We start from the raw sequence: 19621 nt of genomic DNA on the forward strand, positions 1-19621 counted from the left end.
ACTTGCCGGATGCCGCCCATGCCTCCCACCTCGACGACACCGCTGGACGCGCTCGGCCGACCGGCCCTTGACGACGCCACGCGCCGCTGGCTGCCGTGGGTCGTCGCGCTCGCGTTCTTCATGCAGACGCTGGACACGACCATCCTCAACACCGCGTTGCCCGGCATGGCGCGCGACCTCGGCGAGGACCCGCTGCGGATGCAATCCGCCGTCGTGGCCTACCTGCTGACGGTGGCCTTGCTGATCCCCGCTTCGGGGTGGCTGGCGGACCGCTTCGGGACGAGGACGGTGTTCTTGTGGGCCATCGGGCTGTTCAGCCTGGGCTCGCTGGCCTGCGCGGTGTCGCCCAGCCTGCACGTGCTGGTCGCGGCGCGGGTGGTGCAGGGCGTCGGCGGCGCGCTGCTGGTGCCGGTGGGGCGGCTGGTGGTGCTGCGGGCCTTCCCGAAAGGCGAGTTCCTCGCGGTGATGACCTTCATCAGCCTGCCCGGGCTGGTGGGGCCGCTGCTGGGGCCGACGCTGGGCGGCGTGCTGACCCAGTACGCCAGCTGGCACTGGATCTTCCTGATCAACCTGCCGGTCGGCGTGGCGGGCGCCTGGGCCTGCCGGCGCTACATGCCGCAGATCAAGGGGCCGCTCGGCCGGCGCTTCGACTGGGGCGGCTACGGGCTGTTCAGCGTGGGGCTGATGCTGCTGTCGCTGGCGCTGCAGGGCTTCGGCGAGCACGTGGTCAGCGTGGCCGTGTGCTTCGTGATGCTGGTGGCGGGCGTGGCCTGCATGATGGCCTACTGGCTGCATGCGACGCGCGCCGACGAGCCGCTGTTCCCGCCCGCGCTCTTCGCCGTGCCGACCTTCCGCATCGGGCTGCTGGGCAATGTGTTCGCGCGGCTGGGCAGCGGTGCGACGCCCTTCCTGACGCCGCTGTTCCTGCAGGTGGGGCTGGGCTTCTCGCCCAGCGAGGCCGGCTTGTCGATGATCCCCTCGGTGCTGGGCGCGATGTTCACCAAGACGCTGGCCATCCGCCTGATCAAGCGCGCCGGCTACCGCCGCGTGCTGATCGTCAACACGCTGCTGCTGGGCGTGCTGATCGCCAGCTTCGCGCTGATTCCGCGCGGCGTGGGGCATGTCTGGCTGGCGATCCACCTGGGCCTGTTCGGCATGGTCAACAGCATGCAGTTCACGGCGATGAACACGCTGACGCTGGGTGACCTCGACGAGCGCACCGCCAGCGCGGGCAACAGCCTGCTGGCGGTGGTGATGCAGCTGTCGATGAGCCTGGGCGTGGCGACCTCCAGCGCCTTCCTGCTGCTGTTCTCGCACGGCCTGGCGCGCACCGAGGGCGCCGCCATCGTGCCGGCCTTCCACGGCACCTACCTGGCGCTGGGCGCGATGGCCGCGATGGCGGCGTTCATCTTCCACCAGCTGCGCCGCGACGAGGGCGCGGCCGAGGAGACCGTGCGGTCCAAGCTCACGCCCGAGGACTGATCGCGCCCCACTTCGCCCCCTATTCGCGGGCAAGAAAAAGCCACCCCGAGGGGTGGCTTTGTCGTCATGGGGCAGGGCAAGGCTCAGAGCACCTCGGACGCGAAGTCCGCGAGTCTGGAGCGCTCGCCACGGGCCAGCGTCACATGGCCGCTGTGGGCCCAGCCCTTGAACTTGTCGACCGCGAAGGTCAGGCCGGAGCTGCCTTCGGTGAGGTAGGGCGTGTCGATCTGCGCCAGGTTGCCCAGGCAGACGATCTTGGTGCCCGGACCCGCGCGCGTGATCAGCGTCTTCATCTGCTTGGGCGTCAGGTTCTGGGCCTCGTCGATGATCACGTACTTGTTGAGGAAGGTACGCCCGCGCATGAAGTTCAGGCTCTTGATCTTGATCTTGCTGCGCACCAGGTCGTTGGTGGCCGCGCGACCCCACTCGCCGGCGGTGCTGTCGCCGCGCGCCAGCACTTCCAGGTTGTCGTCGAGCGCGCCCATCCACGGGCCCATCTTTTCCTCTTCCGTGCCCGGCAGGAAGCCGATGTCCTCACCGACCGGCACGGTCACGCGGGTGACGATGATCTCGCTGTAGCGGCGTTCGTCGAGCACCTGCGACAGGCCGGCGGCCAGCGTCATCAGCGTCTTGCCGGTGCCGGCCGAGCCGGTCAGCGTGACGAAGTCGCAGTCCGGATCCATCAGCAGGTTAAGCGCGAAGTTCTGCTCGCGATTGCGCGCGGTCACGCCCCACACCGAATGCTTCTGGTGGCCGTAGTCCTTCAGCGTGCGCAGCACCGCGGTCTTGCCGGTGATCTCCTGCACCTTGGCGTACAGCGGCGCGGCGCCGGGCGCCTCCAGGTAGATGAGCTGGTTCACGAGCAGCGTCGGCACCAGCGGGCCGCTGATCCGGTAGAAGGTGGTGCCGCCTTGCTGCCAGCTCTCCATCGTCTTGCCGTGGCGCTCCCAGAAGTCCGCCGGCAGCGCCTGCACGCCGGTGTAGAGGAGGTCGGAGTCCTCCAGCGTCTTGTCGTTGCGGTAGTCCTCCGCCGGCAGGCCCAGCGCGCGGGCCTTGATGCGCATGTTGATGTCCTTGGACACCAGCACCACCTCGCGGCCGGGTTGCTGCGCCTTGAGCGCCTGCACCACGCCCAGGATCTGGTTGTCCGCCTTGCCTTGCGGCAGGCCCTGGGGCAGTGGAGTGTCGAACAGCGTGGTCTGGAAGAAGAGCTTGCCGCCGGCCTCGCGGTGGCCGGTCTGCTCCAGCGGCAGGCCCTTGGACATCTCCTCGATCGAGCTCGACTTGAGCGAGGCGGCCAGCGCGTCCAGGTCGCGGCTGACCTGGCGCACGTTGCGGGCGACCTCGGTCATGCCCTTCTTGTGGCCGTCCAGTTCCTCGAGCGTGATCATCGGCAGGTAGATGTCGTGCTCCTCGAAACGGAACAGCGACATCGGGTCGTGCATCAGCACATTGGTGTCGAGCACGAACAGCTTGGCCTCGCCCGCCGGCTTGCGCGCCTTGGCGCGGCCGGTGGCGGTCTTCCTGGCGGGGGCCTTGGCCGGCGCCGGCGGCACCAGCGCCAGCGACGGAGATCCGCCGCCGCGGGCCTCGACCGGCTCGGCGCGCGAGCGCGCGGCGGCGGGCGGCAGGGCCGGGGCGGCGGCCGGCAGGGCGGTCTCGGCGAGGCTCGCCGCGCTGTGGGCGGCGATGGTGGCGGACGGTTTGGCCTCGAGCGCGGGAGGGCGTTTGCTGGGCGACAGGTCGGTCGCGTAGGCGTCGGAATCTAGGCGGCTGGCGCGCTTGGTCGGAGGCTTGGGCAGTGGCATGTGCGGGGGTGGCGGGCTGGCGTGATGAGCCTGGGTCCACGCGGACCAGGGGTCATGCCCCAGGCCTGACGGGCGGTGGCGATGCCGGAGGTATCGGCGGCATCGGGGGCCTCGAACTCGCCAGCGGGCCCCAGAAGACAAAAAGCCGCACCGGGGGCGGTGCGGCTCGTCCTTGGGGATTCAATCGCTGCGATCAGGCACAGGGGCATGCGGCCGATTATGCACAACTCGCCGCGCGTGCCCATGACGGACAGATGGCGGCGTTGCTGTCAGACGGCGCCTCGCGCGAGTCAGCGCAAACCCGGGATGCGAGGCAGCGGAATCGGTGGTCCGATGCGAGATTCCGCGACCCTGGCCGGCTCGCGGCGTCGATCAGGCGGCTTCCTTCTTCAGCGCCTTGACGGCCTTGAGCACTTCGTCGACGTGGCCGGCGACCTTGATGCCGCGCCATTCCTCGCGCAGGATGCCCTGGGCATCGATCAGGAAGGTCGAGCGCTCGATGCCCTTGACCTTCTTGCCGTACATGATCTTGTTCTTCACCACACCGAACATGTGGCAGAGCTTTTCCTCGGTGTCGGCGATCAGTTCGAAGGGCAGTTCCAGGTTCTGCTTGAACTTGTCATGCGAGGCCATGTTGTCGCGGGACACCCCCAGCACGACGGCGCCGGCCTTCACGAAGTCCTTGTGATGGTCGCGGAACTGCATCGCTTCGGTGGTGCAGCCCGGGGTGTTGTCCTTCGGGTAGAAGTACAGCACCACGACCTTGCCCAGAAAGGCTTGGGGTGTGAACTTCACGCCTCCCGTGGCAAGAGCTTCAATGTCCGGGAGGGGTTTGTTGAGCGCTGGCGTCATGTGGCGTTCTTCAGAGAGATGTGCCCGGGCGGGCATAGCCAGCGATTATACGTTGAATGGGTCGTCTCTCTCCCCGGCTGACCTGGACGAGCCAATGCGCTCCCAGAGAGAGGGAGGTCGGACGGGGAGCCGCGGGCGGTCGCGGCCGGCGGGCGCTCAGGGCTCGATGAGCAGCGCGGCCAACACGGCGCGGCCTTCGCTCGCCAGCACGTTGTAGGTGCGGCAGGCGGCGCCGATGTCCATGGTCTCCATGCCGATGCGGGCGTCGATCAGCGCGCGATACAGCGCTGGCCGCGCGAAGCGGATCTTCGATCCGCTGCCGAAGATCACCAGCTCGGGCTTGCGTTTGAGGATGCGCTCGAAGTGCGCTTCGGTCAGGTCCTCGAAGCGGGTGACGTCCCAGTCCTCGGGCTGCCCTTGCCAAGGGACGAGCACGCTGTGCGCCTGCTCGACACCATTGACCCACACGTGGTGCAGGTCGTGCTTGGAGATCATGTTGCCGCCCAGCGGCTGGTCGGGTTGAAATTTCATTGAGGCTGATTCTGGCAGCGACGGAGGGTGGCGCCGCGCGGCCGTGCGATTACCCGCGATAACCCTGTGTTTAAATCGACGGTCCCGATTTTCCCCTGTGTATTCCAGGAGCCATCTTGAGAACCGTCACCAAGTCCAGCAAATTGGCCAATGTCTGTTATGACATCCGCGGACCCGTGCTGGACAAGGCCCGGCAGATGGAGGAAGAGGGCCAGAAGATCATCAAGCTGAACATCGGCAATATCGCCGCCTTCGGCCTGATGCCGCCGGACGAAATTGTCCAGGACATGATCCGCAACCTGCCCGACGCGGCCGGCTACACGGATTCCAAGGGCCTGTTCGCGCCGCGCAAGGCGGTGGTCCATTACTGCCAGGAAAAGGGGATTCGCGGCGTCGCGGTCGACGACGTGTACCTGGGCAACGGCGCGTCCGAGCTGATCGTGATGGCGCTCAACGCGATGCTGGACAACGGCGACGAGGTGCTGCTGCCGGCGCCCGACTACCCGCTGTACACCGCCGCGGTCGCGCTCTCGGGCGGCAATCCGGTGCACTACGTCTGCGACGAATCCAGCGACTGGTTCCCCGACATCGCCGACATCAAGTCCAAGATCACGCCGCGCACGAAGGCGATCGTCGTGATCAACCCGAACAACCCGACCGGCGCGCTCTATCCGGAGCCGCTGCTGCGCGAGATCGTCGAGATCGCGCGCCAGCACCAGCTGATCATCCTGGCCGACGAGATCTACGACAAGACGCTGTACGACGGCAACCTGCACACCAGCATCGCGGCGCTGTCCGACGACGTGCTGACGCTGACCTTCAACGGCCTGTCCAAGAACTACCGCAGCTGCGGCTACCGCGCCGGGTGGATGGTGGTCTCCGGCGACAAGCGCCATGCGCTGGACTACATCACCGGCCTGAACATGCTGGCCTCGATGCGGCTGTGCGCCAACACGCCGGGCCAGCTCGCGATCCAGACCGCGCTGGGCGGCTACCAGTCGATCAAGGACCTGGTGGCGCCGGGCGGCCGCCTGGCGCGCCAGCGCGACCTCGCCTACGAGCTGCTGACGCAGATCCCGGGCGTGAGCGTCGTCAAGCCCAAGGCCGCGCTCTACATGTTCCCCCGCCTCGACCCCAAGATCTATCCGATCGAGGACGACCAGCAGTTCGCCTACGAGCTGCTGGCCGAGGAGAAGGTGCTGATCGTCCAGGGGACGGGCTTCAACTGGAAGTCTCCCGATCATTTCCGGCTCGTGTTCCTGCCCAACACCGACGACCTGCGTGAAGCCGTCGGCCGCATCGAGCGCTTCCTGGGCACCTATCGCAAACGCCACGGCCGCTGACCCCTCGACCTCCTGAAAGACACATGACGATGAACCCGATCAAAGTTGGCCTGCTGGGCATTGGTACCGTCGGCGGCGGCACGTTCCAGGTGCTGCGCCGCAACCAGGAAGAGATCCGCGGCCGCGCGGGTCGTGGCATCGAGATCGCGATGGTGGCCGACCTGGACGTCGAGCGCGCCAGGAGCATCGTCGGCGACGCCTGCACCGTGGTGGCGGATGCGCGCGAGGTGATCGCGAATCCGGAGATCGACATCGTCGTCGAGCTGATCGGCGGCTACGGCATCGCGCGCACGCTGGTGCTGGACGCGATCAAGGCCGGCAAGCACGTGGTGACGGCCAACAAGGCGTTGCTGGCGGTGCATGGCAGCGAGATCTTCGCCGCCGCGCGCGAGCAGGGCGTGATGGTCGCCTTCGAGGCCGCGGTGGCCGGCGGCATCCCCATCATCAAGGCGCTGCGCGAGGGCCTGACCGCCAACCGCATCGAGTGGATCGCCGGGATCATCAACGGCACGACCAACTTCATCCTGTCGGAGATGCGCTCCAAGGGGCTGGACTTCGCGACGGTGCTGAAGGAGGCGCAGCGGCTGGGTTATGCCGAGGCCGATCCGACCTTCGACATCGAGGGCGTCGATGCCGCGCACAAGGCCACGATCATGAGCGCGATCGCGTTCGGCATTCCGGTGCAGTTCGAGCAGGCCCATGTCGAAGGCATCACCGCGCTGCAGGCGACCGACATCAAGTACGCCGAGCAGCTCGGCTACCGCATCAAGCTGCTGGGCATCGCGCGCCGGCGTGACCGGGGTATCGAACTGCGCGTGCATCCGACGCTGATCCCGGCGAACCGCCTGATCGCCAACGTCGAGGGCGCGATGAACGCGGTGCTGGTGCAGGCCGACGCGGTCGGCACGACGCTGTACTACGGCAAGGGCGCGGGCGCGGAGCCGACGGCTTCGGCGGTGATCGCCGACCTGGTCGACATCACGCGCCTGGCCACGGCCGATCCGGACCACCGCGTGCCGCACCTGGCCTTCCAGCCGGACGCGATGAACGACACGCCCATCCTGCCGATGGAGCAGGTGCAGACCGCGTTCTACCTGCGCCTGCGCGTGGCGGACCAGGCGGGCGTGCTGTCGCGCATCACCACCATCCTGGCCGAGCACGAGATCAGCATCGACGCGGTGCTGCAGCGCGAGTCGGCCGAAGGCGAGAGCCAGACCGACCTGATCATCCTGACGCACGACACGCAGGAAGGCCGCATGAGCGAGGCGCTGGCGAAGATGCAGGCGCTGGAGACGGTGCTCGCGCCGATCGTGAAGCTGCGCAAGGAAGAGCTGGCGTGAAGTACCTGAGCACCCGCGGCGACAAGACCGAGCGCCACTTCTGCGACATCCTGCTGGAGGGCCTGGCGCCCGACGGCGGGCTGTACCTGCCGACCGCCTATCCGCGGATCGACGCCGCGACGCTCGCGCGCTGGCGCGGGCTGTCGTACGCCGACCTGGCCTTCGAGATCCTGTCGCTCTACATCGACGACATCCCGGCCGCGGACCTGAAGGCGATCGTGCATCGCACCTACACCGAGGCCGTCTTCGGCACGCCGCAGATCACGCCGCTGAAGCCGCTGGCGCCAGGGCTGGCGCTGGTCGCGCTGTCCAACGGGCCGACGCTGGCCTTCAAGGACATGGCGATGCAGCTGCTGGGCCAGCTGTTCGAGTACGAACTGGGCCGCCGCGGCGAGACGCTGAACATCCTGGGCGCGACCTCGGGCGACACCGGCAGCGCGGCCGAGTACGCGATGCGCGGCAAGGCCGGCATCCAGGTCTTCATGCTCAGCCCGCACGGTCGCATGAGCCCGTTCCAGCAAGCGCAGATGTTCAGCCTGCAGGAACCCAACATCCACAACATCGCCGTGCAGGGCGTGTTCGACGACTGCCAGGACATCGTCAAGGCGGTCTCGAACGACCTCGCGTTCAAGCGCGGCCATCGCATCGGCACCGTCAATTCGATCAACTGGGCGCGGCTGCTGGCGCAGGTCGTCTACTACTTCGCGGCCTACTTCCAGGCGACGAAGACCGACGCGGAGCGGGTCAGCTTCACCGTGCCCTCGGGCAACTTCGGCAATGTCTGCGCGGGCCACGTGGCGCGCATGATGGGCCTGCCGATCGAGCAACTGGTCGTCGCGACCAACGAGAACGACGTGCTCGACGAGTTCTTCCGCACCGGCGTCTACCGTCCGCGCGGCGCCGAGCACACGCTGGAGACCTCCAGCCCGTCGATGGACATCTCCAAGGCCAGCAACTTCGAGCGCTTCGTGTTCGACCTGCTGGATCGCGACGCGGCGCGCGTGAACCGCCTGTTCGGCGAGGAGCTGGCGGCCAAGGGCTGCTTCGAGATCACCGCCGAGGAGCGCGCGCGCATCGGCGAGCGCTACGGCTTCGTCTCGGGCCGCAGCACCCATGAAGACCGCGTCGCGACGATCCGCCAATGCCATGCGCAGTACGGCGTGATCATCGACACGCACACCGCCGACGGCCTGAAGGTGGCGCTCGACAAGCGCCAGCCCGGCGTGCCGATGCTGGTGCTGGAGACGGCGCTGCCGGCCAAGTTCGCCGCGACCATCGAGGAAGCGCTGGGCCTGGTGCCGCCGCGGCCCGCCGCGCTGGACGACCTGGAGTCGCGCCCCAAGCGCGTGACCGTGCTGCCGGTCTCCGTCGACCAGGTCAAGCAGTTCATCGTCGACCATGTCTGACGCCAAGCCCGCTCCGACCGCTGGCGCCGTGGCGCAGCGCGCGCCGATGCTGCCGATGGAGGACGCGCTGCAGCGTCTGCTGTCGCAGGTGACGCCGCTGGGGCGGACCGAATCGGTGGCGACGCCGCTGGCGCGGGGGCGCGTGCTGGCGCAGGACCTGGTGTCGCCGCTGGACGTGCCGCCGTACGACAACAGCGCGATGGACGGCTACGCGATGCGCGCGGCCGACGTGGCCGCGCTCGGCGGCGAAGGCGCGGTGCTGCCGGTGTCGCAGCGCGTGGCGGCGGGCTCGGTGCCGTCACCGCTGCAGCCCGGCACGGCGGCGCGGATCTTCACCGGCGCGACAGTGCCGGAAGGCGCCGACGCGGTGCTGATGCAGGAGATGTGCGAGGCCTTGCCCGAGAGCGGCGCCGGCCTCGGCCGGGTGCGTATCAACGCGCCACTCGTCGCGGGCCTGCACATCCGCCGCCGTGGCGAGGACCTGCGCCTCGGCCAGCCGGTGCTGGGCGCCGGCATGCGGCTGAATGCCGCCTCGCTGGGTCTGGCCGCGACCGCCGGCGCGGCGGCGCTGACGGTGGCGTCCCGGCCGCGCGTCGCCCTGTTCTCCACCGGCGATGAGCTGGTGCTGCCCGGCGAGCCGCTCGGCCCCGGCCAGATCTACAACTCCAACCGCACGACGCTGCATGCGCTGCTGCTGGCGATGGGCTGCGAGGTTCGGGACCTGGGCATCGTGCCCGACACGCTGGACGCCACGCGCGCCGCGCTGCGCGACGCGGCGAAGGATGCGGACCTGATCCTCAGCTCGGGCGGCGTCTCCGTCGGCGAGGAAGACCACCTCAAGCCCGCGCTGGAGCGCGAAGGCCGGCTGGACCTCTGGCAGATCGCGATCAAGCCGGGCAAGCCGCTGGCCTTCGGCGAGGTGACCAGCCAGGGCGGCCGTACCTGGTTCATGGGCCTGCCCGGCAATCCGGTGTCGAGCTTCGTGACCTTCCTGCTGTTCGTGCGGCCGGTGCTGCTGCGCCTGCAGGGCGCGACGCAGCTGACGCCGCGCGGTTTCCTGCTGCCGGCCGAGTTCACCTGGACCAAGGCCGACAAGCGCCGCGAGTTCCTGCGCGCGAAGCTCAGCGACGCGGGCGGGTTGCAGTTGTTCGGCAACCAGAGCTCCGGCGTGATGAGCTCGGCCGCCTGGGCCGACGGTCTGATCGACCTGCCGCCGGGCAGCACCGTCGAGCCCGGACAGCTGCTGCGCTTCCTGCCGTTCAACGAGCTGTTCTGACCAACCGCGCTGCTGCGGCCGGACCGCGATTTCCTTCGACAAGCTGACCGAGATGACGATCACCGTGCGCTACTTCGCTTCGCTGCGCGAGGCCCTGGGGACCGACGAGCGCATCGCGCATCACGCCGGCGCGACGCTGGGCTCGATCCGCGACGCGCTGATCGCGAGCGACGCGGCGCATGCCGAGGCGCTGGCGCGCGGGCGGGCGATCCGCTGCGCGCTGAACCAGCAGATCCTGCCGGAGGACACGCCGGTGAAGGACGGGTCGGAGGTCGCGTTCTTCCCGCCGGTGACGGGCGGGTGATCCGCGCTCAGCGCGACGCCCCGGCCTGGATCCGCGCCGCCACCGCCTCGCCCTGCGTGAACGCCTCCTCGAAGACGGAATAGCCGGCGAGGTCCGCATGCGCGAACTGCAGCCGGCCCTGCGCCCGCTCGCGCAGCGCGGCCAGCGCGGGTGAGCCGCGCAGGCCCGGATGCGGGATGCTCATCGCGTGGCCATAACGCATCAGCTCGATGCGCTGCAGCCGTTCCGGCAGATCGGGGTGCAGCGGCGCGAGATCCGCCAGCACGCGACCGGCCCAGGCGCGCCAGTCGCCCTGCAGCAGGTCGCGGCGCTGCGACTCGCGCAGCGCGCGGTAGGCGGTCAGCACCAGCGGTCCGCGGCTGGGATCCAGGTCCTGCTGGCCGGCATTGACGTAGCCTAGCGCCTCGCCGCCATAAGCGACGTTGTCCCAGGACAGGGGCGCGCCCAGCCGCTCCAGCGGCGGCGCGTCGAGCAGCAGGTTGGCGACCAGCCACGGCGCGTAGCGCATGCCGCGCGCGGCCTCGGTCAGCGCGGCCGGCGGCTGCTCCACCAGCCGCGCGGCGATGAACAGCGGCATCGCCATCACGATCTGGTCGGCCTCCCATCGCTCCGCGCGTCGCGCGGCCTCGTTCCAGGCCAGCACCTGCACGCCGTGCCGTTCCTCGCGCACGCGCAGCGCCGTCCGGCCGCCGTGGAAGGCCTCGGCCAGCGGCGCGGCCAGGCGCTCCGACAACCAGCCGTTGCCTTGCGGCCAGGTCAGCACGGCCTCGCGCTCCTCGCCGCTCATGAAGCCATGGCGGCTGCCGAAGTAATGCAGGCCGGCCCAGGCCGACACCTGCGTGGCGTCCGCGCCGTAGTCGTCGCGGCAACAGTAGTCGAGGTACCAGCGCAGCGGCGCCGCGGTCAGCTGGTGTTCGTCGAGCCATGTGGCGAAGGTCCTGGCATCGAGCGCCTGGTGCGCCGCGGTCCACGCGTGATGCGTGCTGGGCATCGCGAAGCCGACCTCGCGCCGCGCCTGCTCGACCAGCTCGCCGAAGCGGCGGTACTGCGCCTGCACCTCGGGCGACTCCGCGGGCGGCAGCAGGCCGTCGACCCATTGGTCCCGCCACCACAGCCGCTCCTGCGGGCTGTGGCACAGCCAGCGCTCCTCATAAACCCAGCGGCCGTGTTCCTCGCGGGCCAGGCCCAGGTCCTCCAGCAGCGCCCGCACCTCGACGGCCTCGGGCCCGGGCGTGGGCAGGTAGTGCGCGCCGAGCGGGCAGCGCAGGCCCTCGCCGAGCGCCGCTCCGGCGCCGATGCGGTGGCCGCGGCTGTTGCCGCCGGGGACGTCCTCCACGTCCAGCAGCGCGACGTCGACACCGCGCAATCGCAGCCGCCGCGCGCAGGCCAGGCCGGCGATGCCGGCGCCCAGCACCAGCACCTGCGCGCGCCGGGGCGGCGCGGTGGCGGTCGACCAGTCGGGCAGGGCGCCGCGCAGCCGATGGCCACGTTCCCAGTTCGCGCCGGTCCAGCCGCCGGGCAGCCTGGCCAGCCGCTCGGCCAGGCGATCCGCGACGGGCCGCGCATCGCGCCCGCAGGCGGACAGCATCGGGAGCAGCGCGGCCGCCGTCGCGCGCACGAGCAGGTCGCGCCGCTTCAATGCAGCTTGCCCCATTCGCGTTCGAACTCGTGGACCAGCACCTGGTTGGACAGCCGGTTCACCTCCAGGCCCGAGGGGCGCGCCATGTCCGGCGGGAAGCTCATCAGCGCGGGCAGGCTCTCCAGGCTCAGGAAGCGCAGGCCCGGCGGCAGTTGCCGGGGCATGGACCACGGCCGGCGGCTCGCCAGCACATAGCCCCATTCGCCGAAGCTCGGCACATGCGCGTGGTACGGCGTCGCCGTCAGGCCCACCGATTCCACCGTGGTGACCACGGTCCAGTAGGCGCGCGGCGCCACCAGCGGCGAGGTCGCCTGGATCACCGCGTAACCGGAGACCGCCAGGTGCTGGTCCACCAGCCGGTAGAAGCTGGCCGTGTACAGCTTGCCCAGGGCGAAATTGCTGGGGTCGGGGAAGTCGATGACGATGACGTCGAAGCTCGCCTGCGAGGCCTCGAGCCAGCCGAAGGCGTCGGCGTTGACGATCTCCAGCTTGGGGCTGCGCAGCGCGTCCTGGTTGAGCTGGCGCAGCAGCGGCATCGTCGAGAACAGCGTGGTCATGTGCGGGTCCAGCTCGACCAGCGTGACGTGCTCGACGCTCGGGTAGCGCAGGATCTCGCGCACCGCCATGCCGTCGCCGCCGCCCAGCACCAGCACGCGCCGGGGGGCGCCCTGCGCGGCCATCGCGGGATGGACCAGGGCCTCGTGATAGCGGTACTCGTCGCGCGAGTGGAACTGCAGGTTGCCGTTGAGGAACAGCCGCGTGCCGCCGGCGCCCTGCGTGACGACGATGCGCTGGTAGCTGCTGCTCTCCTTGAACACGATCTGCTCGCCGTAGAAGCGGTCTTCGGCCCAGGTGCTGAGGCGGTCGGCGCCGGCCATCGCGGCGCCCAGCAGCGCGATGGCCACGGCGCAGGTCAGCGCATGGGAGCGCCAGGCGCGCAGCTCGGCGCGGAACAGCCACAGCGCCCACACCGCCACGGCGACGTTGAGCAGCCCGAAGAACAGGCCGGTGCGCACCAGGCCCAGCTGCGGCACCAGCAGCAGTGGGAAGGCGACGGCCACCAGCAGCGCGCCGAGGTAGTCGAAGGTGAGCACCTGCGAGACCAGTTCCTTGAGCGCGTAGCGCTGGCGGAAGTGGCGCTTGAGGATGCGCATGACCAGCGGGATCTCCAGCCCGACCAGCGTGCCCACCAGCAGCACCAGGCCGTAGAGCAGCACGCGGAAGGCCAGCGCCTGAGAGGGCGGCAGCAGGCTGTGCACCGTGAACAGCGCCGCCGGCATCAGGCCGCCGATGACGCCCACCAGCAGCTCCAGGCGCAGGAAGTGCGCGACCAGTTGGCGGTCGATGTAGCGCGACAGCCAGGAGCCCAGGCCCATCGCGAAGAGGTAGGCGCCGATGATGGTCGAGAACTGCAGCACCGAGTCGCCGAGCAGGTAGCTGGCGAGCGCGCCGGCGGCGAGCTCGTAGACCAGCCCGCAGGCCGCGATGACGAAGACGCTGGCCAGCAGCAGGACCTCGGCCATCGAGGCGCGGGCGCGCGTGCTGCCGGGGAGCTCGGTGTCGCCGGCGGCGTCCGTCGGGGACGCTGCGTCGACAGTGGGGTCTTGGGACATGGGGCGCGAGGCTATCACGCGCCCGAGGGGCGCCCGGCCTCGGCGTGCGCTGCCGTTCGGCGAGGGGCAGGGCCCGCGTTCAGGCGGCGGGAGGGATCTCGAAGAGATCGCGCCTCTCGCCATCGGGGAAGGCGCGTCGCTCGACCAGGCGTCCGCCCAGACGGGCCACCAGGGCGCGGGCGGCGTGGTTGTCGTCGCGCATGTAGGTCTGCACCGAAGGCCACTGCCAGACGCGATGGGCGTGGGCGACGACCAGCCGGGAAGCTTCCAGCGCGAGTCCTTGTCCACGCGCCTCGGGCAGCAGCCACCAGGTGAGCTCGACCGGCCATCCCGGCCCCTGCCAGAAACCGCACATGCCGAGCACCGCGTCCTCGTCGCGGCGGCGGATCGCCCAGACGCCGAAGCCCTGCAGCGTCCAGACGCCGATGTCGAAGGCCAGCCGCGACCAGATGGCCGCCGGCGCCAGCGGGCCACCATAGGCGCCCGACGCGTCGGCATCGGCATAGAAGCGCCGGTAGGCGTCCTCGCAGCGGCGGTCCGGGGGCGACAGGACCAGGCGTTCCGATTCGAGGGTGGGAATGTGCATCGTGAGTTTTCTCCTGGTGCTCCGTGGCCGCCGGCGCTCGGGACGGGACAGGGGCGGAAGCGGGGGAGGGAGAGGGCGGAAATGGACAGCGAACGGAGGCAAAAGGGTAACGCCCGTCGTGGATCGACCTACACGAGGTTCATCCGGTGCTGGATGGCGCGCCGATCGAGACGCCCGTACAACGGCGACACGGACCCGCCGGCCTGGATCGCCATGCCCGGGGCTCCGCCTCAAAGGACCCCCATGCTCGATCGACGCGCGATTGGAACGACTTCCCCGGCCCGGCTGCGCCGTTGGCTGGTGGCGGGCAACCTGGCGTTGGCGCTGACCCTGAGCGCGGCCGCCTGGCTGAGCCTGCGCAATGCCCGGGAAGGCGACGAAAGCGCGGCGCAGCTGACCGCGGAGAACCTGGCCGCGAGCATGAGCGGCGAGGTCGCCGCCGAGCTGCGCCTGATCGACAACGCGCTGGCCACGGTGGCCGAGCGTTATGCGAAGACGGCGCACGCCGCCGACCGGACCCACGTCCTGGCGCAGATGCTCGACGAGCAGCGCGAGCTGCTCAGGCACGTCAGCGCCCTGCGGGTGGCGGATGCGACGGGCGAGGTGGTGGTCCACGACGAGGCGCCGTCCACGACGCCGATCCGCCTGGGCGACCGCAGCTACTTCGACCGGGCGCGCGCCCGTGACGCCACCGTCGTGTCCGAGCCGCTGCGCTGCCGCGTCACCGGCGAGTGGTGCATCGTGGCCGCCCGTCGCCTGATCAACGCGGACGGCCAGTTCGACGGCATCGTGCTGACCGAGCTGACCTCGGCCCACTTCGCCCAGCTTTTCTCCGGCATGGAACTCGGCCGCTCGGGCGCGATGGCGATGCGCACGAACGACAGCTTCCTGCTGGTCGCGCGCCACTCCGTGTCGGAGCCCGGCTCGGTCAAGGGCCTGGGCGAGGCCATCGTCTCCGACGCCCTGCGCACCAACCTCAAGCGCAATCCGGACCGCGGCTGGTACGTGACGACCACCGCGCTGGATCGCGTCGATCGCATCACCGCCTACCGCCGCGTGCCGGGCTACGCGTTCACGATGTACGCCGGCCTGAGCACCGGGGAGTACCTCGGCGCCTGGTACCGGCAGTGCGCGGAACTCGCCGGGCTGGTCGCGCTGATGGTGGGTCTGATCGGCGGCATCTCGGTGCTGCTCTACCGCGGCCAGAAGCGCGAGCATGACGGCCGGCTGGCCGCCGACCGCACCGCCCGCGAGCAGGCGCTGATGCTGGAGAACGACCTGATCGGCATGGCGCGGCTGAAGGACCGCGTGGTGCTCTGGGACAACCGGGCGCTGGGCCGGATCTTGGGCTATGCGCCGGGCGAGCTGCGCGGCCAGTCGATGCGCGAGCTCTACCTGGACGAGGCCACTTTCGACCACATCGGCCGGGTCGGCTACGCGGCGCTGCGGGCCGGCGGCCGCTTCCGCACGCAGGTGCAGATGCGCCGCAAGGACGGCACGCCGCTGTGGATCGACCTGAGCGGCAGCCTGGTCTCCGAGGACGAGAGCCTGTGGATGCTGGTCGACATCGACGCGCTCAAGCAGAGCGAGGAGAAGGCCTACGGCATGGCCTTCCGCGATGCGCTGACCGGGCTGCCGAACCGGCGGCTCTTCGAGGAGAAGCTCGTGGACGCCCAGGCCGCCGCGCTGCGGGCGGACCGGGGACTGGCGGTCTGCTACCTCGACCTGGACGGCTTCAAGCCGGTCAACGACCGCCATGGGCACGAGGCCGGCGACGAGGTGCTCCGGCAGGTGGCCGAGCGGCTGCAGCAGACGCTGCGCGCCAACGACATCGTGGCCCGCCTGGGCGGCGACGAGTTCGCGATCGTGCTGCCCGCCAGCGGCGACACGGCCGGCGCGCGCGCGGTGCTGCAGCGCTGCCTGGCGGAGATCGAGCGGCCGATCGCGATCGGCGGCGGACACCGGGTGACCATCAGCGCCAGTATCGGCATCGTGCTGGCCCTCGGCACCTGCGACACGGCGGCGGTGATGCGCGGCGCGGACGAGGCGATGTATGCGGCCAAGCGGGCCGGCAAGGGCCGTCTCCATTTCGGCGTGGCCGCAGGGCCGGCGGGCGGTCCGCGGCGCGGCGCGTCGGCATCAGCGCCGGCGCCGGCCGCCCGCGCGCTGTGGGTGGCATAGCGGCTCGTCGACGCGTGACGCGTGACGAGTCAATGCGCCTTCGCACTGGTCGAGCCCATCGTGAACATCACCCACTCCGGCCGCACGTTGATCCGGATCGGGTAGATGCTCACGCCCAGGCCGCTGGTGATGTAGACCGGCTGCCGGCCGACGTCGACCCATCCCCGCGTCTTGTCCTTCGGCCACCCGTGGGGCGCGACGACGGAGCCGTAGAACGGCACGCGCACCTGACCCCCATGGGTGTGGGCCGCGACCGTGAGGCCGGGGAGTGCCGGCAGGTCGAGCGCGCTGGCCGGGTCGTGCATCAGGACGAGGGCCTGCGCGCCGCGCGGCAGGCCGCGCACGGCGCGACGCGGGTCGCTGTGCCCGGACATGCGGTCGCCGACGCCCACCACCCACACCGCCGTGCCCGGCAGCGGCACGGCCTCGTTGAGCAGCATCCGGATGCCGACGGCGCGCAGCGCACGCGTGAAGCGCGGGCCGTCGGTCCACCAGTCGTGGTTGCCGAGCACCGCGTACACGCCATGCCGGGCGCGTAGCCGTCCAAGGATCGCGGCGATCTGCTCCGGCGTGGTGCCGTCCTCGCCGCGGCCGTGGATGAAGTCGCCGGGCAGCAGCACGACGTCCGGCGCCGCGGCATTGATCGCGTCGACCACCGCCTGGGCGCGCGCCATCGTCATGACGTGGCGGAACTCGTGAGCGATGTGCCAGTCCGAGGCGACGGCGACTTTCAGCCCCGGAGGGCCTTGCCAATCGGGCACCGCAACCTGGACTTCCCGGGCGGCCACCCAGCGGGGTTCGATCAACAGGCCCCAGGCGGCCAGCAGCGCGGCGGCGAGAAGCAGGGACAGCAGCAAGGTCAGGAACTGGCGCAGCGCGGACAACAGCATCGAGGGGCTTGGAAGCGGCGGACGGTGGCGAGTATGCGGTGCAAACGACGGAAAGAATCGCAACGCGTCGCAACGCGTGGACGGTCCGCGGGCGCCGCGGCGGACGCCGGCGCGCCCGGGCGTGCCCATGCGGAAGGTCACCCCTTGGCGGCGCCGTCGCGCTGGCGTGCCGGCCGCTGGTGACTTTCGTCGCTTTACCCCCTCGGGGGGCGCTGCCTCTAATGCAGGCCCCACCGAGCACCGCGCGACATGACCGCTTCCCTCCGGCTTGAATCCCCCTTGCCCGACGGCACCTTCCGCGTGCACGAGTGCCACGCCACCGAGGCCTTGAGCGAGCTCGGCGAGATCCAGCTCCGCCTGCTCAGCGAGCGGCTGGACATCGCCGCCGGCGACCTGCTCGGCAAGCCGGTGGCCGTCGTCATCGCGCTGCGCGATGCGGCGCCACGCCGGCTGAGCGGGCATGTCGCGCGCTTCGCGCAGGGCGGCTTCGAGGGCCGCCACGCCGTCTACGAAATGACGCTCAGGCCCTGGCCGTGGCTGCTCACGCGCACCGCGGACTGCCGCATCTTCCAGGACATGAGCGTGCCCGACATCGTGGCCGCGGTGTTCCAGGACCATGCGGCGGCGCGCTTCGAGTTCAAGCTGATGCGGCCGTACCGCCCCTGGACCTATTGCGTGCAGTACCGCGAGACGGACTTCAACTTCGTCGCGCGGCTGCTGGAGCACGAAGGCATCTACTGGCACGTCGAGCATGACGAGCGCGGCCACAAGCTGGTGCTCTGCGACGCGGCCAGCGCGCACGACAGCGCGCCGGGGTGCGAGTCGCTGCCGTTCTACGGCAACGTGGAGCAGGCGCCGCCGCTGCTGGAGCACATCGGCCGCTGGACCAGCGAGCAGCGCATGCAGCCCGGCAAGGTCGTCCTCACCGACTACGACTTCGAGCGGCCCTCGACCTCGCTGCTGACCGAGCAGTCGCGGGCCCATGCGCACGACCTGGCCGACGGCGAGATCTTCGACTTCCCGGGCGGCTACCTGCAGTCCGCCGACGGCGCGCAGTACGCGGAAGACCGCCTGGACGAACTGCACAGCGCCTTCAGCCTGCTCGCGGGCAGCACCAATGCGCAGGGCGTGTGCGTCGGCCGGCTGCTGGCGATGACGCGGCATCCGCGCGATGACCAGAACGGCCAGTACCTGATCACGTCGACCCGCCTGACCGTCCGGCAGGCGGCGAGCGAATCGGGCAGCGGCGAAACCGACCTGCGCTGCGAGTTCGCCGCGATCCCGGCGGCGCAGCAGTTCCGGCCGGCGCGCCGCACGCCCAAGCCGATCGTGCCGGGGCCGCAGACCGCCACCGTGACCGGGCCGGGCGGCGAAGAGATCCACACCGATGCCTATGGCCGGGTGAAGGTGCAGTTCCACTGGGACCGGCGCGGCCGCCGCGACGAGCGCAGCTCGTGCTGGATCCGCGTGTCGCAGCCCTGGGCCGGCAAGGGCTGGGGCGGCGTCTCCATCCCGCGCATCGGACAGGAGGTCGTCGTCGACTTCCTCGAGGGCGACCCGGACCAGCCGCTCATCGTCGGCCGCCTCTACAACGCCGAGCAGATGCCGCCCTACAGCCTGCCCGAGGGCGCGGTGGTCAGCGGCATCAAGTCCAGGACGCACAAGGGCGCCGGCTACAACGAGCTGTCGATGAACGACACCGCCGGGCAGGAGCAGATGACCCTGCATGCGCAGTACGACATGTCCACGACGGTGCTGCACGACCAGACCAACACGGTCAACAACAACCGCACGACGACCGTGTCGGTCAACGACACCCTGACCGTCAATGCCGACCGCACGATGAGCGTGGTGGGCAAGCTGGCAGAGACGGTGAACGCCGGGCATGAGATGACGGTCACCGCGGGCGGCTACACGCAGACGATCACCGGCGTGACCGCGCGCACCGTGCATGGCGATGTCACCAACACCGTGAACGGCAAGCGCGAGAACACCGTCAACGGCCAGTTCGTCGAGACGGTCACCGCGGGCGAGGAAAAGACGGTGAGCGCGGGCAAGCGCCTGACCGTGACCGGCGGCTACACGCAGTCCGTCACCGGCGGCTACAGCCAGGCCGTCACCGGCCCGCTCGCGGTCCAGGCGAGCGGCCCGCTGACGCAGGGCGCCACCGAGACCATGGCCCTGCATGCGACCGGCGCGGGCAGCTACACCTCGGCCAGCGCGCTGACCCTGGGCGTGGGCTCGTCGACCGTCGTCATCGACGCCGGCAGCATCACGATCAGCGCCGGCGGCTCCGTCATCAAGGTCGATGCCAGTGGCGTGTCGGTCAACGGGACGGAAATCTCCCTGAACTGCTGAAGAAAGGATGGC

The 19621-nt window shown here is 70.2% G+C and carries 15 protein-coding genes; 8 read left to right on the plus strand and 7 right to left on the minus strand.

All coding sequences use genetic code 11. The features are described from left to right. Positions 1–18 precede the first annotated feature (18 nt). Positions 19–1482: a multidrug transporter subunit MdtD gene (mdtD, locus tag FHT37_RS03290; RefSeq protein WP_183478841.1), complete on the plus strand. Its 1464-nt coding sequence runs from the start codon at positions 19–21 to the stop codon at positions 1480–1482. 83 nt (positions 1483–1565) lie between these two features. Here mdtD and FHT37_RS03295 read toward each other — a convergent pair whose 3' ends face one another. From FHT37_RS03295 to FHT37_RS03305, 3 genes are all read right to left on the minus strand, one after another. After that, positions 1566–3290 (minus strand): PhoH family protein, encoded by a 1725-nt coding sequence (locus FHT37_RS03295; RefSeq protein ID WP_183478843.1) that lies wholly within the window; start codon positions 3288–3290, stop codon positions 1566–1568. Positions 3291–3662: 372 nt separating this feature from the next. Continuing rightward, on the minus strand, positions 3663–4142 hold the full coding sequence (locus FHT37_RS03300) for a peroxiredoxin (protein WP_091723931.1): 480 nt from the start codon (positions 4140–4142) through the stop codon (positions 3663–3665). Between the two features lie 156 nt (positions 4143–4298). Continuing rightward, complete coding sequence (locus tag FHT37_RS03305) at positions 4299–4673, minus strand: Mth938-like domain-containing protein (RefSeq protein ID WP_091723934.1); 375 nt, start codon at positions 4671–4673, stop codon at positions 4299–4301. A gap of 116 nt (positions 4674–4789) precedes the next feature. Here FHT37_RS03305 and FHT37_RS03310 point away from each other — a divergent pair, with 116 nt between their 5' ends. The 5 genes from FHT37_RS03310 to moaD are packed head-to-tail and all read left to right on the plus strand — an operon-like array spanning position 4790 to position 10342. Next, entirely contained in the window at positions 4790–6016 is a 1227-nt protein-coding gene (locus FHT37_RS03310; protein ID WP_091723937.1) for a pyridoxal phosphate-dependent aminotransferase, read from the plus strand. Between the two features lie 29 nt (positions 6017–6045). Next, positions 6046–7356: a homoserine dehydrogenase gene (locus tag FHT37_RS03315; RefSeq protein WP_091725148.1), complete on the plus strand. Its 1311-nt coding sequence runs from the start codon at positions 6046–6048 to the stop codon at positions 7354–7356. Then, positions 7353–8762 carry a threonine synthase gene (gene thrC, locus FHT37_RS03320; protein WP_183478845.1) on the plus strand — a complete coding sequence of 470 codons (1410 nt, stop codon included), beginning with the start codon at positions 7353–7355 and terminating at the stop codon, positions 8760–8762. The genes FHT37_RS03315 and thrC overlap by 4 nt, the downstream gene beginning before the upstream one ends. Beyond that, positions 8755–10038 carry a gephyrin-like molybdotransferase Glp gene (glp, locus tag FHT37_RS03325; RefSeq protein WP_255488624.1) on the plus strand — a complete coding sequence of 428 codons (1284 nt, stop codon included), beginning with the start codon at positions 8755–8757 and terminating at the stop codon, positions 10036–10038. Before thrC ends, glp begins: the two co-directional genes overlap by 8 nt. Before the next feature lie 52 nt (positions 10039–10090). Further along, complete coding sequence (gene moaD / locus FHT37_RS03330; protein WP_091723943.1) at positions 10091–10342, plus strand: molybdopterin converting factor subunit 1; 252 nt, start codon at positions 10091–10093, stop codon at positions 10340–10342. Positions 10343–10349: 7 nt separating this feature from the next. Here the strand turns inward: moaD and FHT37_RS03335 are convergent, their stop codons facing one another. From FHT37_RS03335 to FHT37_RS03345, 3 genes are all read right to left on the minus strand, one after another. After that, positions 10350–11996, minus strand: coding sequence for an FAD-dependent oxidoreductase (locus FHT37_RS03335; RefSeq protein WP_183478847.1), 1647 nt, complete (start codon positions 11994–11996; stop codon positions 10350–10352). Continuing rightward, a complete protein-coding gene (locus FHT37_RS03340) occupies positions 11978–13504 on the minus strand; it encodes a polyamine aminopropyltransferase (RefSeq protein ID WP_255489563.1) in 1527 nt (508 codons plus the stop codon). The genes FHT37_RS03335 and FHT37_RS03340 overlap by 19 nt, the downstream gene beginning before the upstream one ends. A gap of 169 nt (positions 13505–13673) precedes the next feature. After that, positions 13674–14180 carry a GNAT family N-acetyltransferase gene (locus FHT37_RS03345; RefSeq protein WP_091723949.1) on the minus strand — a complete coding sequence of 169 codons (507 nt, stop codon included), beginning with the start codon at positions 14178–14180 and terminating at the stop codon, positions 13674–13676. Between the two features lie 243 nt (positions 14181–14423). On the opposite strand from FHT37_RS03345, the gene FHT37_RS03350 reads away from it, so the two are divergent. After that, positions 14424–16361, plus strand: a complete 1938-nt coding sequence (locus FHT37_RS03350) for a diguanylate cyclase domain-containing protein (RefSeq protein ID WP_183478851.1) — start codon at positions 14424–14426, stop codon at positions 16359–16361. 29 nt (positions 16362–16390) lie between these two features. Here FHT37_RS03350 and FHT37_RS03355 read toward each other — a convergent pair whose 3' ends face one another. Next, positions 16391–17251: a metallophosphoesterase gene (locus FHT37_RS03355; protein WP_183478853.1), complete on the minus strand. Its 861-nt coding sequence runs from the start codon at positions 17249–17251 to the stop codon at positions 16391–16393. A 249-nt stretch (positions 17252–17500) separates the two neighbouring features. Here FHT37_RS03355 and FHT37_RS03360 point away from each other — a divergent pair, with 249 nt between their 5' ends. Further along, positions 17501–19609 carry a type VI secretion system Vgr family protein gene (locus FHT37_RS03360; protein ID WP_183478855.1) on the plus strand — a complete coding sequence of 703 codons (2109 nt, stop codon included), beginning with the start codon at positions 17501–17503 and terminating at the stop codon, positions 19607–19609. Positions 19610–19621: the final 12 nt, after the last annotated feature.

Origin of the sequence: Mitsuaria sp. BK037 (assembly GCF_014193045.1) — a bacterium.
In the GTDB taxonomy this organism is placed as follows: domain Bacteria; phylum Pseudomonadota; class Gammaproteobacteria; order Burkholderiales; family Burkholderiaceae_C; genus Roseateles.

What these genes read in the sequence shown, in the direction of transcription:
- mdtD (WP_183478841.1), top strand. Translation starts at nt 19, where the DNA reads ATGCCTCCCACCTCGACGACACCGCTGGACGCGCTCGGCCGACCGGCC.
- FHT37_RS03295 (WP_183478843.1), bottom strand. Translation starts at nt 3,290, where the DNA reads ATGCCACTGCCCAAGCCTCCGACCAAGCGCGCCAGCCGCCTAGATTCC.
- FHT37_RS03300 (WP_091723931.1), bottom strand. Translation starts at nt 4,142, where the DNA reads ATGACGCCAGCGCTCAACAAACCCCTCCCGGACATTGAAGCTCTTGCC.
- FHT37_RS03305 (WP_091723934.1), bottom strand. Translation starts at nt 4,673, where the DNA reads ATGAAATTTCAACCCGACCAGCCGCTGGGCGGCAACATGATCTCCAAG.
- FHT37_RS03315 (WP_091725148.1), top strand. Translation starts at nt 6,046, where the DNA reads ATGAACCCGATCAAAGTTGGCCTGCTGGGCATTGGTACCGTCGGCGGC.
- glp (WP_255488624.1), top strand. Translation starts at nt 8,755, where the DNA reads ATGTCTGACGCCAAGCCCGCTCCGACCGCTGGCGCCGTGGCGCAGCGC.
- moaD (WP_091723943.1), top strand. Translation starts at nt 10,091, where the DNA reads ATGACGATCACCGTGCGCTACTTCGCTTCGCTGCGCGAGGCCCTGGGG.
- FHT37_RS03335 (WP_183478847.1), bottom strand. Translation starts at nt 11,996, where the DNA reads ATGGGGCAAGCTGCATTGAAGCGGCGCGACCTGCTCGTGCGCGCGACG.
- FHT37_RS03340 (WP_255489563.1), bottom strand. Translation starts at nt 13,504, where the DNA reads ATGGCCGAGGTCCTGCTGCTGGCCAGCGTCTTCGTCATCGCGGCCTGC.
- FHT37_RS03345 (WP_091723949.1), bottom strand. Translation starts at nt 14,180, where the DNA reads ATGCACATTCCCACCCTCGAATCGGAACGCCTGGTCCTGTCGCCCCCG.
- FHT37_RS03350 (WP_183478851.1), top strand. Translation starts at nt 14,424, where the DNA reads ATGCTCGATCGACGCGCGATTGGAACGACTTCCCCGGCCCGGCTGCGC.
- FHT37_RS03355 (WP_183478853.1), bottom strand. Translation starts at nt 17,251, where the DNA reads ATGCTGTTGTCCGCGCTGCGCCAGTTCCTGACCTTGCTGCTGTCCCTG.
- FHT37_RS03360 (WP_183478855.1), top strand. Translation starts at nt 17,501, where the DNA reads ATGACCGCTTCCCTCCGGCTTGAATCCCCCTTGCCCGACGGCACCTTC.